Origin of the sequence: Pseudoduganella sp. R-32, assembly GCF_049913245.1 — a bacterium.
Taxonomy (GTDB): Bacteria; Pseudomonadota; Gammaproteobacteria; order Burkholderiales; family Burkholderiaceae_D; genus Rugamonas.
The window spans coordinates 6,296,044-6,310,627 of sequence record NZ_CP183987.1 but is presented as its reverse complement, the minus strand read 5'-3'; the positions used below and the strand labels follow the sequence as shown (position 1 = coordinate 6,310,627).

At 66.1% G+C, this 14,584-nt stretch carries 12 protein-coding genes; 3 read left to right on the top strand and 9 right to left on the bottom strand.

Annotated features, from left to right (window positions below; translation table 11 throughout):
- Nucleotides 1-85 precede the first annotated feature (85 nt).
- The 8 genes from ACN9MU_RS28935 to hutC form a co-directional block, all read right to left on the bottom strand.
- On the bottom strand, nt 86-793 hold the full coding sequence (locus ACN9MU_RS28935) for a substrate-binding periplasmic protein (protein WP_426165235.1): 708 nt from the start codon (nt 791-793) through the stop codon (nt 86-88).
- A gap of 84 nt (nt 794-877) precedes the next feature.
- On the bottom strand, nt 878-2,602 hold the full coding sequence (locus ACN9MU_RS28930; RefSeq protein WP_426336485.1) for an ArnT family glycosyltransferase: 1,725 nt from the start codon (nt 2,600-2,602) through the stop codon (nt 878-880).
- A 90-nt stretch (nt 2,603-2,692) separates the two neighbouring features.
- A complete protein-coding gene (locus tag ACN9MU_RS28925; protein WP_130310288.1) occupies nt 2,693-2,962 on the bottom strand; it encodes a type B 50S ribosomal protein L31 in 270 nt (89 codons plus the stop codon).
- Nucleotides 2,963-3,208: 246 nt separating this feature from the next.
- Nucleotides 3,209-4,471: a transcription termination factor Rho gene (gene rho, locus ACN9MU_RS28920; RefSeq protein WP_130310289.1), complete on the bottom strand. Its 1,263-nt coding sequence runs from the start codon at nt 4,469-4,471 to the stop codon at nt 3,209-3,211.
- Nucleotides 4,472-4,609: 138 nt separating this feature from the next.
- Entirely contained in the window at nt 4,610-4,936 is a 327-nt protein-coding gene (gene trxA, locus ACN9MU_RS28915) for a thioredoxin TrxA (RefSeq protein WP_426165230.1), read from the bottom strand.
- Between the two features lie 226 nt (nt 4,937-5,162).
- A complete protein-coding gene (locus ACN9MU_RS28910; RefSeq protein WP_426165228.1) occupies nt 5,163-5,570 on the bottom strand; it encodes a response regulator in 408 nt (135 codons plus the stop codon).
- On the bottom strand, nt 5,563-10,269 hold the full coding sequence (locus ACN9MU_RS28905; protein WP_426343816.1) for a PAS domain S-box protein: 4,707 nt from the start codon (nt 10,267-10,269) through the stop codon (nt 5,563-5,565). Before ACN9MU_RS28905 ends, ACN9MU_RS28910 begins: the two co-directional genes overlap by 8 nt.
- Before the next feature lie 56 nt (nt 10,270-10,325).
- Nucleotides 10,326-11,045, bottom strand: coding sequence for a histidine utilization repressor (gene hutC / locus ACN9MU_RS28900; protein WP_426165224.1), 720 nt, complete (start codon nt 11,043-11,045; stop codon nt 10,326-10,328).
- Between the two features lie 117 nt (nt 11,046-11,162).
- Here hutC and ada point away from each other — a divergent pair, with 117 nt between their 5' ends.
- The 3 genes from ada (at nt 11,163) to ACN9MU_RS28885 (ending at nt 13,715) form a co-directional block, all read left to right on the top strand.
- Nucleotides 11,163-12,251: a bifunctional DNA-binding transcriptional regulator/O6-methylguanine-DNA methyltransferase Ada gene (gene ada / locus ACN9MU_RS28895; protein ID WP_426319367.1), complete on the top strand. Its 1,089-nt coding sequence runs from the start codon at nt 11,163-11,165 to the stop codon at nt 12,249-12,251.
- Nucleotides 12,248-12,985 (top strand): 2OG-Fe(II) oxygenase, encoded by a 738-nt coding sequence (locus tag ACN9MU_RS28890; RefSeq protein WP_426319366.1) that lies wholly within the window; start codon nt 12,248-12,250, stop codon nt 12,983-12,985. The genes ada and ACN9MU_RS28890 overlap by 4 nt, the downstream gene beginning before the upstream one ends.
- 145 nt (nt 12,986-13,130) lie before the next feature.
- The gene (locus ACN9MU_RS28885) at nt 13,131-13,715 is read left to right on the top strand and encodes a hypothetical protein (protein ID WP_426319365.1); all 585 of its coding nucleotides are present in this window, start codon (nt 13,131-13,133) and stop codon (nt 13,713-13,715) included.
- 97 nt (nt 13,716-13,812) lie between these two features.
- Here the strand turns inward: ACN9MU_RS28885 and ACN9MU_RS28880 are convergent, their stop codons facing one another.
- Nucleotides 13,813-14,451 carry a glutathione S-transferase family protein gene (locus ACN9MU_RS28880; RefSeq protein ID WP_426319364.1) on the bottom strand — a complete coding sequence of 213 codons (639 nt, stop codon included), beginning with the start codon at nt 14,449-14,451 and terminating at the stop codon, nt 13,813-13,815.
- Between the last annotated feature and the right edge of the window lie 133 nt (nt 14,452-14,584).

The following is a 14,584-nucleotide window of genomic DNA, read 5'->3' as shown; positions in this document are numbered from 1 at the left end:
ATATGGTGACTATAGCGCGTAATCCAAGCACGCGTTCGCCACGCCTCAAAAAAACTTTAGTTGCGCAACAGTAATAATCGACAAGTTATTTGCCGGCTTGCCACTGATCGTATTTCTTTTCCAATCTTGCAAACGTGCCGTCCTTGCGCATGGCATCCAGCGCTGCATTCATGCGGCCAATCATGGCGTCCGGCACGCTCGGGTTGCAAGCCAGGTAGACCTTCACGTGATGGAAAGTCAGGACCGGCACCAGCGCTTCCGGCGCGGCAAACTGCGCCAGGGCGCTGAGGTCGTTGTTGCGCACGCCGACCGCCCACAGGTCGATGCGGTCGAGCATGAGCTTCTTCGGGTTGGAAGCGTTGTCCGGCGCGCCATCGACTTCGAAGCCGCGGGCGCGCAGGAATTCGTCGCGCGCGTCGCCGTGATAGGTGCCGATGCGCAGCTTGCGCGCATCGTCCAGGCTGTGCACATCGTATTTGCGGCCGGCGCGCCCCATCAGCACCCATTCCGCTTCATCGGTGGGGCCGACCCATTTGAACTGTTTTTCGCGTTCCGGGGTGCGCGAAGTGGAATACACGCAGGTGTAGGGATCGCGCTGCGCCATGGTGAAGGCGCGCTTCCACGGCAGCACGTCGATGGTGTAGGCATAGCCGCTGCGGGCCAGCATTTCGCGGATTTTTTCGCCCTCGCGCCCGACCACTTGGTCGCCGACCTTCATGCTGGCCGGCGGCGAATGCTCGGCGGTGATCACGAGGGGCGGGGCTGCCAGCGCCGCGGCAGTTCCCATCAACATTGTCAGAATCGCCAGCCCTGATACCATGCCTACCTCTTTGCTATCCTCAACCACAGGATAGCAGGGAGGCGGGCCGGCGGACAATCAGTTGGCTTGAACCGTGCGGCGCTTGAACAGGCGGAAACGCTCGCTGCGGTCCGAGGCGCGGCGCCCTTCCCAGAGCTGTTCCCACTCGGCGCCCGGTTGTTGCTGGTAGGCACGAGATTTGATGCTATCTTGCAACAGCATCACTTCGCAGCGGCGCTGTTCGACGCCGTTGAACGGCATCTTGCCGAAGAAGGCGAAGGAGGCGCGCTGGGCCGGGGTGACGTTGCTCTGCACGCAATCGGTGCCGGGCGGCAGCACTGCCGCCGCCTCGCGCGCCACGCTGGCGTAGCTCTTGCTGTAGTTCACATGCGGCAGGAACAGCGTCATCAGCAGGATCCAGATCAGGATCAGGCCGCCGGACGACAGCACCACGGCGCGCCACAGCACGGCCGGGCGGCGCGACAGGCGCCAGTGCACCAGCACGAACCAGCCGGCGCTGGCGCACAGGCCGACCAGCAGCGACAGCCAGCTCACTTCCGGCGTGAAGCCCGGCAAGAGCTTGAGCACATTATGCGCCGGCTTGGCCGGCCAGCCGGTCAGCTGGGCGTAATAGAAAATCCACAGCACGGCGGCGCACAGGGTCAGCACCATTACGCTGAACCAGTCGATGGCGTTGATGGCGCCGCGCTTCATGGTCAGCAGGCCGAAGGCGGCCATGATGGCCAAGGGCGGCAGCAGCATCAGCAGGTGACCCTGCTCGGGGGCCGGGTTGATCAGCACCAGGAGGGTGGCTACCGTGACGAAGGTGGTCGGCACCACGATGTGCAGCAGGTTGCTCTGGCGCCGCCAGGCCCACACGGCCCAGGCGGCAAACGGCCAGGCCGGCCAGAAGAACCAGACCCCGACGCGCAAGAAGGTGCGCAAGCCTTCGAAGCCGGCCACCGTCAACTGGGCCTCGTTCCAGGCCATCCAGGCAGCCAGCGGCGCCTGGCCGTAAGGCCGGGTCAGCAGGGCGGGCACGGCCCACACGGCGGTCACGCCGGCAGCCACCGCCACGGCAAAGGCCAGGTCGCGCAGCGAACGGGCGGCCGGCATGGCCAGGAAGCGGGTGCAGGCAAACAGGGCGACCACCAGGGCGGCCGGCACCACCCAGCCGCGCGTCAGGGTCAGCAGGCCCAGCGCCAGGCCGGCCAGGGCGGCATTGCGCAGCGAAGGCAGTTCCATGTAGCGCACGCTGCGGTACAGGGTGAGCGCCAGCAGCGAGACCTGCAGCGGTTCGGCCGTGGTCTCGTGGCTGTGCACCAGCAAGCCCAGGCAGCCGAGGTAGATCAGCACGGCCGCATCGGCCAGGGTGCGGCCGAAATCGTTGGGCTCGGGCTGGCCGCCGAAGGCCAGGCGCAGCGGCTGCGCTTCCGGGCGCCGGCCCAGGTTGAAGGTGGCATACCAGACCGCCATCACGCCCAGCAAAAACACGCCCAGGGTGGCCACGCGCGCGCCCAGCACGTCGCCGATGGCCCAGCCGAACAGCTTGATGCCCAGCGCCCCGAGCCAGAACGCCAGCGGCCCTTCATCGGTCACCGACAGGCCGGCGATGTTCGGCCACAGCCAGTCTTGCCAGGCGCCATGCGCCATGGTCCACATCACGCCGAAGCTGGCCGCGTCATCGTTCTTCCATGGTTCACGCCCGATCAGGCCCGGCAGGATGTACAGCAAGCCCAGGGCGAAAAACGCCCAGCGGGGCAGGGTGCGGGTGGCGGCGGCGGGAAGACGGACTGGCTTCATCGGTCAGGGCTTATTCTTTGGAAAGCTGGAGTATGACGGGTAAAAAGAAAAAAGGCAGCCGCGGCTGCCTTTTTTTCGCTGCGACGGGGATTAGCCGTTTGCAACTGCGGTCTTGGAACCGACTTTGCCGAACTTCTGGCGGAACTTTTCCACGCGACCGGCGGTGTCGACGATCTTGTGCTGGCCGGTGAAGAATGGGTGCGATTCGGAGGAAACCTCGATCTTCACCAGTGGGTACTCTTTACCTTCGTGGGTCGCGGTGTCGCGGGTCTGGATGGTCGAGCGGGTGATGAACTTGAAGTCGCAGGACACGTCGTGGAACAGGACTTCGCGGTAATCTGGATGGGTATCAGCTTTCATGCTTTTCTCTCAATGTTGGTAGCCAAACAGCACTTCGTCGGTCCTTACTGCCTCTCGACCCGATTGCCGATCACTTGCCAGGGTTTAACGGAACTCGCGATTATACATCAAACCCGGTAAGGCGGGGTACGACCCAAGGGTCGGACCCCAGGTGTGCAAAAGCCGGGGATTAGGGTTGCCCCCGGCCGTGAGACCGTACGGGGTCTGACCCTGCGGGTCAGACCCCGGTTTACCGGTTTTGGTGGATCAGCCGCCGCGCCGCATCATCTCGAAGAACTCGCCATTGTTCTTGGTGGCGCGCATCTTGTCGAGAATGAACTCCATCGCCTCGATCTCGTCCATCGAGTACAACAGCTTGCGCAGGATCCAGATCTTCTGCAGCTGGTCGGCCTTGATCAGCAGTTCCTCGCGGCGGGTGCCCGACTTGTTCAGGTTGATGGCCGGGTAGACGCGCTTCTCGGCCAGGCGGCGCTCCAGGTGCACCTCCATATTGCCGGTGCCCTTGAATTCTTCGTAGATCACATCGTCCATGCGCGAACCGGTTTCGATCAGCGCGGTGGCGACGATGGTCAGCGAGCCGCCTTCTTCCACATTACGGGCGGCGCCGAAGAAGCGCTTCGGACGCTGCAGCGCATTGGCATCCACACCACCGGTCAGCACCTTGCCCGACGCCGGGATCACGGTGTTGTAGGCGCGCGCCAGGCGGGTGATCGAGTCCAGCAGGATCACCACGTCCTTCTTCATTTCCACCAGGCGCTTGGCTTTTTCCAGCACCATCTCGGCAACCTGCACGTGGCGGGTGGCCGGTTCGTCGAAGGTGGAAGCCACCACTTCGCCGCGCACCGAGCGCTGCATCTCGGTAACCTCTTCAGGACGTTCGTCGATCAGCAGCACGATCAGGGTCACGTCCGGGTGGTTGGTGGTGATGGCGTGCGCGATATGCTGCAGCATCACCGATTTACCGGATTTTGGCGAAGCCACCAAGAGGCCGCGCTGGCCTTTGCCGATCGGCGCCACCAGGTCGATGATGCGGCCGGTGATGTTCTCGGTGCCGGTCATGTCGCGCTCGAGGCGCAGCGGCACGTTCGGGTGCAGCGGGGTCAGGTTCTCAAACAGGATGCGGTGCTTGGACGCTTCCGGCGATTCGCCGTTGACCTTGTCCACCTTCACCAGGGCGAAGTAACGCTCGCCATCCTTCGGGGTACGCACCTCGCCCTCGATCGAATCGCCGGTGTGCAAGTTGAAGCGGCGGATCTGGGACGGGGAAATGTAAATATCGTCGGTCGACGCCATGTAGGAGGCGTCCGGCGAGCGCAGGAAGCCAAAGCCGTCAGGCAGGACTTCCAGGGCGCCGTCGCCGAAAATCTGTTCGCCGGCCTTGGCGCGTTTTTTCAGGATCGCGAACATCAGTTCCTGCTTGCGCAGGCGGGCCGCATTGTCGATATCGAGGCTGATTGCCATTTCCAGCAAAGCTGAAACGTGCATAGCCTTAAGTTCAGAAAGGTGCATAGCTGTTTGAGTGTCCCGTGACGGGAAAGTAAGGGTAGGGGAGGGAACTACGTGGGTTCTTTTAATTAAAGGGAAAGGTTTTTGGGCGCTTTCCCTGCCAATCAGGCGGGCTGCGGGCGCAGCACCGCCTATATTACATCAAATATTGCTGTCGATGAAAGAGGTCAGTTGACCTTTTGCCATGGCGCCGACTTTCTGCGCGGCTGGCACGCCATTCTTGAACAGGATCAGGGTCGGGATGCCGCGGATGCCGAACTTGCCCGGCACGGCCTGGTTGCTGTCCACGTCCAGCTTGGCGATGGTGAGCTTGCCGTCGTATTCCTTGGCCACTTCTTCCAGGATCGGCGCGATGCTCTTGCAAGGGCCGCACCATTCGGCCCAGAAGTCCACCAGCACAGGGCGGTCGGCCTTCAGCACGTCGGTGTCGAAGGAGGCATCGGTAATGTGTTTGATCAGGTCGCTCATGTTTTTCCTTAGTTGAGTGTTCGCCCGGGAATATCCCTTGCTGTTATCGCCCATCTGGCGACGAACTGCGCTAATTCAATACTGGGAAGTCAAGCGGGAATCAGGGCGGGAATGGCCCAAATAATAACCGATTTTTCCAGCCTGTGTACGCTGCTTGAAAGGCGAAAGTCGGGGTCAGGTCTGGCAATCCGCCAAAATGGCGGATTGCCAGACCTGACCCCGACTTTCATCCTGCACGGCGGGTGGCGGCCTGGGCCAGGAGCTCGGCCAGGGCGGCGGGGGTGGCGGGCTTGGCCAGCGTGCCGAGCAGGGCCAGGCCGTGGGCGCGCGCCAGCGTTTCGGCGGCCTGGCGGATGCCGGCGTCCATGCCGGACAAGAGGGCGACCGCGCCGCCGAAGTGGCTGTCGGCGGCCTTGCGCAGGAATTCTATGCCGTCCATCTCGGGCATCGACAGGTCGCACACCAGGAGGTCGGGGCGGTATTGCGGCAGCACCAGCAGGGCCTGGCGGGCGTCGCTTTCACTACGTACATTGAGCTGGCCGAGCTCTTCGAGCATGTCGGACAACATGCTCAGCATGAAGGGGTCGTCGTCGACCAGCAGGATGCGCAGCGGCGTGGTGGGGGTCTCAGTCATCGTCGGCAAAGGTGGTGTTGGTCATGATGTGCTCGCTCACCGCATGCAGCAGCGGCCACAGGCGGTCCAGCACGGCGCGCGCGGCGCCCGCTTCGGCTTCGGGCGCCAGCTGTTCCAGCTGCAGGCACAGCTCGGCCATGCCAAGCGCGCCCACGGCGCGCGCGCTGCTCTTGATGCGGTGGCCCAGCTCGCGCACTTTCTGCAGCTCGCCGGCGGCCAGCGCGTTTTCCATTTCGGTAAAGCCGGCTTCGGTGGTCTGCAGGAACTTGAAGGCGAACTTGCGGATCTTGTGCGGCTGGTAGCCCAGGAGCTGGGCCAGCACCGACAGGTCGATGATGGCCGGGTCGCCAGCCAGCGTGGGACGGAAGGCGGCGCGCCCGGCGCCGCGCGGCAGGGCGGCCTCGCTGGCGGCGGCGCCGGCGTCGCGCTCGGGCAGCCAGCTGGCGATCTTCTGGTACATCAGGGCCGGCTGGATCGGCTTGGCAATGAAGTCGTCCATGCCGGCCTGCAGGCAGCGCTCGCGGTCGTCCTTGGTGGCGGTGGCGGTCATGGCCAGCACGCGGGTGGCGGCCAGGGCCGGGTCGGCGCGGATGCGGCGCGTCGCTTCCAGCCCGTCCATCAGCGGCATCTGCACGTCCATCAGCACGCAGTCGAAGGCGGCCTGGTGCAAGAGGTCGAGCGCTTCGGCGCCGTTGTTGGCCAGGCACACCGAGGAGCCGGCTTCTTCCAGCATCTCGAGCGCGATCTGCTGGTTGAAGGTGTTGTCCTCGACCAGCAGGATGCGCGCGTCCTTCAGCGCCTGCATGGCGGCCGTGCTGCGCGCGCTGTCAAGCAGGGCGGCGGCGGCGGCGTTGACTTCGTTGATCACGTCCGGCAGGCCGCGCGGCGAGACGCCCAGGCGGGCGGTGAACCAGAAGGTGGCGCCGGCGCCGGGCGCGCTGTGCACGCCCACTTCGCCGCCCATCAGCTGCGCCAGCTGCTTGCAGATGGCCAGGCCCAGGCCGGTGCCGCCGTATTCGCGCGTGATGGCGCTGTCGGCTTGCTGGAAGGCCTGGAACAGCTTGCCCTGCTCGGCGTCCGACAGGCCGATGCCGTGGTCGCGCACCTCGAAGCGCAGCAGGCAGGCAATGTCGTCGGCCAAGAGCTGCTTGACGCTGACTTCGATGCTGCCCTGCTCGGAAAACTTGATGGCGTTGTTGACGTAGTTGATCAGGACCTGGCCCAGGCGCAGCGGGTCGCCGCGCAGCACCGGCGGCAGCGCCGGGTCGATGTCAAACGCCAGGCGCAGGCCGCGGCTGGCCGCCTTCGGCGCCACCACCGTGGTCAGGGTCTGGATCACGTGCTCGAGCGAGAAGTCGACGTCTTCGATTTCCAGCTTGCCTGCTTCGATCTTGGAGATGTCGAGGATGTCGTCGATGATGCGCAGCAGGTGCTCGCCGGCGAAGCGGATCTTTTCCAGGTAGTCGCGCTGGCGCGGCTCCAGTTCGGTCTTCAGCGCCAGGTAGGCCATGCCGATCACGCCGTTCATCGGGGTGCGGATCTCGTGGCTCATCTTGGCCAGGAACTGGCCTTTCGCGGCCGACGCTTCCTCGGCCTGCTGGCGCGCTTCGTCCAGCTGCGCGGTGCGCTGCGCCACCCGCTCTTCCAGGTGCTCGTTGAGTTCGCGCAGGGCGCGCTCGTTGGCCTTGCTGTCCGAGATGTCGATCGACATGCAGATCAGGTAGGCCGGCGCGCCGTGGGCGTCGTACACCGGCTTCTTGAAGGTGCGCAGCTGGCGCGTCTGGCCCAGGGCCGGGTTCCAGATGTTTTCCTCGAAGTCGATCAGGGCGCGCCCGGCAAACGCTTCCAGGTCGCGCGCGCGGAAGGCGGCCGCTTCTTCCGGCGCGTGGAACACGCTGTAGTCGCCGTTGTTCAATTCGTCGAAGGTGTAGCCGAACTGCTGCTCGCAGGCGCGGTTCATCAGCAGCATGCGGCTGTCCTTGTCCTTGATGAACAGGCCGATCGGCATCATCTGGATGATTTCCTGCAGCCGCTGCTCGCCCTGGCGCAGCGCGTCCTCGCTGCGCTTCCTGTAGGTGATGTCGGTCAGGCTGGCCACCAGCATGCTGCCCGGGCCGTGCTCGTCGCGCAGCGGCTCGACGTTGACCGACAGCCAGCAGGTGTCGCTGCCGGCGCCGGCGGCGGCCGGCACCCCCATCACCACGTCGCGCACCGGCTGGCCGCTGGAGAGCGCCTGCGCCACCGGGTGCTCGGGGGCGGAAAAGCGGCGGCCGTCCTCGTGCACGCCGTCCCACTGGCCGGCGCCGCGCGCGGCCGCGCGCCCCAGCATGCGGCTGGCGGCGGCATTGCATTCGACGATATTGCCGGCCGCGTCGAACACCAGCAGGCCGTTGGTGACGGCGTTGAACACCGAGGCCAGGCGCTGGTTGGAGTGGCGCAGCGCCAGCTCCGCCAGGCGCCGGTCGGAAATATCGGTGACCATGGTCAGCGTGCCGGCGTAGCTGCCGTTGTCGGCGTTGACGGTGGTGGTCGAGAGCAGGGCCCACAGCGAAGAGCCGTCCTGGCGGTAGAAGCGCCCTTCGGCCGGTTCTGCCGGCGTGGCGGCGGCGCCGCCTGGCTGGCGCTGCGCCTGCAGGGCCGGGCAGTCGGGGTCCATGAAGTCGGCCATCGGGCGCCCCAGCATGTGCTCGACTTCGTAGCCCAGCATGCGCGCCATGGTGGGGTTGACGAAGCTGGTCTGGTCGGCCGCGTCGCACATCCAGATGCCTTCGGCTGCGGTCTGCACGATCAGGCGGTAGCGCTCGGACGAGGCCTGCAGCGCTTCCTCGGCGCGCTGGCGCTGGGTCATGTCGCGCAGCGACACCACCACCAGGCCCTGGCCGGCCAGCTGGATCGGCGCCAGGTGCACCATGGCCGGGAAGTGGCTGCCGTCCAGGCGGCGCGCGGTCAGCACCCGGCCCGGCATGCGCGGGCGGGCAAACAGTTCGCGCGGGCGGCCCGGGGTGTCGCGCATCACGTCCGGGATCAGCAGTTCCATGCTGGCGCCGGCCAGCGTGCCGGCGTCGGCGGCAAACACCGCGTCGGCCGCCTCGTTGGCCTGGCGCACCCGCCCGCCGCGGTCGGCCACCAGCAGGGCGCCGGGCAGGGCGTCCAGCATGGCGGCCATGCGCGCCAGTTCGGCCGCGCTGCGGTCGGAAATGTCGCCCAGGGTGCCAGACATGCGCAAGGGCCGGCCGGCGGCGTCGCGCGCCAGCACCATGCCGCGCGCCAGCACCCAGGTGTAGCTGCCGTCGCGGCAGGCCATGCGAAATTCCATGGTGAACGGGGTGCGCCCGACGTCCGGCTGGTCCAGCGCGCCAATCTCGCCGGCGATGCGGGCGCGGTCGTCGGGGTGCACCAGCTGCAGCCACTGCTCGACATTGGCCGGGCGCAGCGCGCCCGGCGCATAGCCGAGGATTTCGCAGTAGCGCGGCGACAGGTGCAGCGCCGGGCGCTGCGGCTGCCAGTCCCAGGAACCTTCGCCGGCGCCTTCCAGCGCAAAGCTGGCAATGCGCTCGGCGTCGCCGACCCGCACTTCGGCGCCGCGCAGGGCGCGCGACACGCGCAGCAGGCGCCACAGGGCGGCGCCGGCCAAGAGGGCCAGCGCCACTCCCAGCGCGTAGTGCCAGGCCGGGGTGGCGGGGGCCTCGTGGTAGAGGAAGCCGTCCAGCTTGAAGTCGGCCGGCAGCAGGCCGGCGCCGGCGTAGCTGGCGGCAATGCCCTGCCAGCGCAGCGGGTTGCTGTAGCCCAGTTCGATCAGGTGCTGTTCCAGCAGCGGCGCCAGCTGGGCCGCTTCCCACAGCAGCTCTTCGCGCGCCTTGCGCTCGGGATAGCGGGCGCGGATCAGGTCGACAATCTCGTTCGGGTGCTCGAGCGCATAGCGCCAGCCTTTCAGCGTCGCTTCGCGCAGGGCGCGCGCGCGTGCCGGGTGTTCGCGCAGCTCGCTCTCGGTGGTGTACAGGTTGTCGCCGTAGAAGTCGATGCCGGCGCTGCGCGGGTGCAGGATCTCATAGCGCAGGCCGGCGCGCTCGAGCGCGTAGGGCGCCGAGCTCAGGTAGGCGGAAATGGCGTCGACCCGGCCCTCCAGCAAGTCTTGCGTGCCGTGGCTGCCGGGCACGATGGTGAGCTGGGCCAGCGGCACCTGCGCGTGCTGCAGGTAGACCCGCAATTCCTCGGTGTCGGGGCCGAGCGCGACGCGGCTGCCGGGCCAGGGGCGGCGCCGGCCCTGCTGGTCCAGGCGCACGGCCAGCACCGTGGCCGAATGCTGGAACACAGAGGCCAGCAGCACCACCGGGGCGCCGGCGGCGCGCCGCAGCAGCAGCGAGGCATTGCCCACGCCATACTGGGCGCCGCCGTCGAGCACGCTTTGCAGCGGGTCTTGCCCGGGCTGGGTTTCGCGCAAGGTCACGTCCAGCCCGGCGTCGCGGTAATAGCCCTTGGCCTGGGCCGCGTAATAGCCGGCAAAGGCGAACTGGTGGCGCCATTTGAGCTGGACGGTGACGGCCTCGGCGGCGCTGGCGGCCGGCGCCAGCGGCAGGGCGGCCAGCGCCAGCAGCCCGGCGCACAGCGGGGCGGCGAGGGCGCGCGCGCAGCGGCGGCGCGCGCGGGCGCGCACGCGGGCAAGGACAGGCGGGGCGGCTTTCTGGCTCGATGGCGACAAGGCTTCCCTTTCTGGCCAGCGCGGGGGCGCTGGCGTGCGGACAACTATAGCATTGCTCAGGCGGGGACGCTGCCGCCAAATTGGTAGCGATGGCCAGGATGCCACATGGTGGCCAGCGAGGCCACGCGGCCGGCCGACTGGGTCTGGCGCTTGAGCACCAGGCAAGGCTGGCGCCCATCCATCGCCAGCATCTCGGCGATTTCGCGCGGCGGCACCAGCGCTTCTATGCTGTAAGTGGCCGCCTGCAGCGGCGCCGCCCGCATCAGGTATTCATTGGGCGTGGTGTGGCTGAAGTCCTGCGTCATGTAGTCGGGGGCGCAAAGCGGGTTGACCCAGCGGTCTTCCACCTGGATCGGCACGCCGTTTTCAAAGTGCACGATGACGGAATGATACAGCTCTTGGCCCGGCGGCAAGTCGAAGGCCTTGCCCAGCAAGTCGCCGGCCTTGCCGCGCTCGAGCAGCTGCAAGGCGCTGCGGTGGGCGTGGCCGCGCGCCCTGACCTCGTCGGCAATGCTCTTGATTTCCAGCAGGGTGGCCTGGACTTTTTGCGGCGCGACATAGGTGCCGGCGCCCTGGCGGCGGGTCAGCACGCCTTCCGCGGTCAGTTCGCGCACGGCGCGGTTGACGGTCATGCGCGAGACGCCGAACTGCTTGACCAGGGCTTGCTCGGAAGGGATGACGGCGCCTTCCTTCCAGGCGCCGGCGGCAATTTGCGCCAGCAGGAAGTCCTTGATGCGTTGAAAGATGGGGGTGTCGTGTTGTTGGTGTTCTTCCAAGCCGTCCTCCGGATGAGTGCGCCGATTGTAGCATTCGGGAATTCAATAGCAAGCGGCGGAGTGCCGCCGGCCGGACGGCTGCCTACCATGGTGGCATACTACCGACTGGAGCTTGCGATGAACCCGATGAAGCCGATTTCCCGTTTCCTGACCGACAACGAGCGCTGGGCCGCCGTGCAGGCGCGCGACAGCGCGGCCGACGGCCAGTTCTACTATTCCGTGCGCACCACCGGCGTGTTCTGCCGCCCTTCCTGCGGCGCCCGGCCGGCCCTGCGCGAGAACGTGGCCTTCCATGCCTCCATCGCGGCGGCCGAGGCGGCCGGCTTCCGCCCCTGCAAGCGTTGCAAGCCGGACCAGCCGCCGCTGGCCGAGCGCCACGCGGCCATGGTGGCCGAGGTGTGCCGCCTGATCGATGCTTCGGAAGTGGCGCCCGACCTTGACGCGCTGGCTGCTGCCGGCGGCATGAGCCGCTTCCACTTCCACCGCGTGTTCAAGGCCCAGACCGGACTGACGCCGAAAGCCTATGCCGCGGCGGCGCGCGCGCGGCGCATGCAGCAGGGGCTGGCCGACCAGGCTTCCGTGACCGATGCCATCTACGCCGCCGGCTTCAATTCCAGCGGGCGCTTCTACGCCGCCACGCCAGGCGCGCTGGGCATGACGCCGTCGGCCTGGCGCGCGGGCGGGCGCGGGGCGGTGATCCGCTTTGCCATCGCCCAGTGCTCGCTGGGGGCGATCCTGGTGGCCAGCACCGAACGGGGCATCTGCTGCATCCTGCTGGGCGACGATCCGCAGGCGCTGGCGCACGACCTGCAGGACCGCTTCCCGCAGGCCGAGTTGCGCGGCGCGGAGGCAGATTACGAGCAGGTGGTGGCGCGTGTGATTGCCTTCGTCGAGGCGCCGCGGATCGGGCTCGACCTGCCGCTTGATGTGCGTGGCACGGCCTTCCAGCAGCGCGTCTGGCAAGCCTTGCGCGAAATTCCGGCCGGCGCGACGGTCAGCTATGCCGAACTGGCCGAGCGCGTGGGCGCGCCGAACGGGGCGCGGGCGGTGGCGGGCGCTTGCGCGGCCAACGCGATTGCGGTGGCGATTCCCTGCCACCGGGTGGTGCGCAACGATGGTTCGATCTCGGGCTATCGCTGGGGCGTGGAGCGCAAGGCGGCCTTGCTGGAACGCGAGGCGGAGGCGGCCACCGAGGCTGCGGCATGATGGGCGACCTGTTTGCGCCGCCGCTGGCTGCGGCGGCCGGGGCGCGCGCGGCTTTCGATTGGCCGCGCATTGCCGGCGACCTGGATGAATTCGGCTGTGCGCTGGTGCGGGGTGTCTTGTCGCCTGGCGAGTGCGCGGGGCTGGTGGCGGGCTATTGCCGGCCGGAGCTCTATCGCAGCCGGGTCGTCATGCAGCGGCATGGGTTCGGCAAGGGGGAATACCAGTATTTCCGCTATCCCTTACCTGATCTGGTCGCCGAGTTGCGCTCGTCCATGTATCCGCCGCTGGCATCCATCGCCAATCGCTGGTATGCGACGATGGGGCTGGAACCGCGCTTTCCTGCTGAACATGCGGACTTCGTCGCGCGCTGCCATGCGGCGGGGCAGCGCCGGCCGACGCCCTTATTGCTGCAGTACGGGGCGGGCGATTACAACTGCCTGCACCAGGACCTGTATGGCGAGCATGTGTTTCCGCTGCAGGCGGCCTTCCTGCTGTCGCAGCCGGGCCGCGATTTCGAGGGCGGTGAATTCGTGCTCACCGAACAGCGCCCGCGCATGCAGTCGCGCGTGGAAGTCGTGCCTTTGCAGCAGGGCGATTGCGTGATCTTTCCGGTCTTTCATCGGCCGGTGGCGGGCGCGCGCGGTACTTACCGCGTCAATATGCGGCATGGCGTCAGCCGCCTGCATGCAGGCCACCGGCATACGCTGGGCATCATTTTCCACGATGCCGAGTGAGGACATCCGGAACGGGTTCGCGATTCGGGTGCTAAAACAAATTGTCTGAAACCGTGTCTGAAACTGTCTGAAACCGTTCTGAAATTGTCTGAACTTAGGTTTCTCTCGCTTGTCAAAGACGTACTTGAATAAGCGGGGGGACATCATGGGCCGTAAACTTGTTTCTGTTCAAATCTCGAGTGAACTGTTCCTCGAACTGGCGAACTATCTCCAGGAGTTCGGTGACGAGCGCGATCCGGCCGAAGTAGTCGAGGGCGCTCTGGCTTCCTGGCTTGCGGTCGCTCGCGGCGAAACGAGCGCTGGCGATGGCCCAGCGCCAGGTTTCCAATGGAAGCAGCTGTTTCTGCCTGAAGGCACGGAACTGAAAATGCAATACCGTGGTCACTATGCATTTGCCAAGGTTGTCGGCGATGCGGTGTTATGCGATGGCAGGTCCATGAGTCCGAACCAATTTGCAGCCGAAGTGGCGGGCACGGCCCGCAACGCCTGGCGCGACCTATGGTTGCGTTTGCCGGGCCAGCGCTACTGGAAAAATGCGGCCTTTATTCGTAGTGAGCAACTGCGGGGCCCGCGCCCGGAACCGGTCGCGGCATTCCGGCCTCACGATGCGGTTGCCGCCCCAGCCGTCATGGCGCAAAGCCTGCGCAATGCCCTCGCCTTGATAGAGAAGGCAGCCAGCCGCCGCCAAGGCAAGTTGGAACGGCGGACTGACATCCTGCCTGACGATTAGGCATTTCAGACAATTTCAGAACGGTTTCAGACAGTTTCAGACACGGTTTCAGACAATTTGTTTTGACCCCTGCATCGAAAACCCTTTCCGAATGCGCTCAAGGCAGTTCGCCAGAGGAATGCGGATCGATCGAATACGGGTAATGCTCGTCGAGGAAACCCGGCTGCGCCCGCACGCGCTCTATCCAGGCGCAAACATGGGGAAACTGACGCAAAGGCAGGCCCGCTTCTTCGGCCCGGTGGGTATAGGCAAACAGCGAAATATCCGCAATGGTATAGGTGTCGCCAGTGATGAAAGGCCGCAGCGCCAGCTCGCGCTCAAGGATTTGCAGTGCGCGCAAGCCACCCGCTCGCCGCATCTCGACCAGCGCGGCAGGCCGGCGCGCCAGCTTGCCCGTCATGGTCCAATGGCGCAGGGAAGCGATACTCAGCACGTAGTCCTGTTCAAACGACATCCACTGCTGCACCTTGGCCGCCGCAAAAGCATCGGCAGGCAGGTAACGCGTGCCGGAAGCCAGATAGGTGAGGATGGCATTCGACTCCGCCAGCACCCGTCCATCATCGAGGCGCAAAGCAGGCACCGCACCGGTCGGATTAAGCGCAAGGTAGGAAGGATCCTGCCCGGCGCCTTCGAAGATGCTGACCATCTCGGTACGATAAGGCAAGCCAAGATGCGACAGCAGCAAGCGGACTTTGTAAGCGTTTTGTGAAGGCAGGTAATCGTAAAGCGTCAGCATGGCGGAACTCCAACAGGAAAAGCCACATTGGACCAGCAGCCGGCTCCCGCCACACCCCGAATCTTGCTCTTTAATGCAAGCGAGTCTGCGGGTACACTCTGCTACGGAAAAAAATCTTGCTTTCAAATTCGAA

Bases quoted from the DNA above. Each gene is read 5' to 3' on its own strand.
- ACN9MU_RS28935 (WP_426165235.1), bottom strand. From the start codon at position 793: ATGTTGATGGGAACTGCCGCGGCGCTGGCAGCCCCGCCCCTCGTGATC.
- ACN9MU_RS28930 (WP_426336485.1), bottom strand. From the start codon at position 2,602: ATGAAGCCAGTCCGTCTTCCCGCCGCCGCCACCCGCACCCTGCCCCGC.
- ACN9MU_RS28925 (WP_130310288.1), bottom strand. From the start codon at position 2,962: ATGAAAGCTGATACCCATCCAGATTACCGCGAAGTCCTGTTCCACGAC.
- rho (WP_130310289.1), bottom strand. From the start codon at position 4,471: ATGCACCTTTCTGAACTTAAGGCTATGCACGTTTCAGCTTTGCTGGAA.
- trxA (WP_426165230.1), bottom strand. From the start codon at position 4,936: ATGAGCGACCTGATCAAACACATTACCGATGCCTCCTTCGACACCGAC.
- ACN9MU_RS28910 (WP_426165228.1), bottom strand. From the start codon at position 5,570: ATGACTGAGACCCCCACCACGCCGCTGCGCATCCTGCTGGTCGACGAC.
- ada (WP_426319367.1), top strand. From the start codon at position 11,163: ATGAACCCGATGAAGCCGATTTCCCGTTTCCTGACCGACAACGAGCGC.
- ACN9MU_RS28890 (WP_426319366.1), top strand. From the start codon at position 12,248: ATGATGGGCGACCTGTTTGCGCCGCCGCTGGCTGCGGCGGCCGGGGCG.
- ACN9MU_RS28885 (WP_426319365.1), top strand. From the start codon at position 13,131: ATGGGCCGTAAACTTGTTTCTGTTCAAATCTCGAGTGAACTGTTCCTC.
- ACN9MU_RS28880 (WP_426319364.1), bottom strand. From the start codon at position 14,451: ATGCTGACGCTTTACGATTACCTGCCTTCACAAAACGCTTACAAAGTC.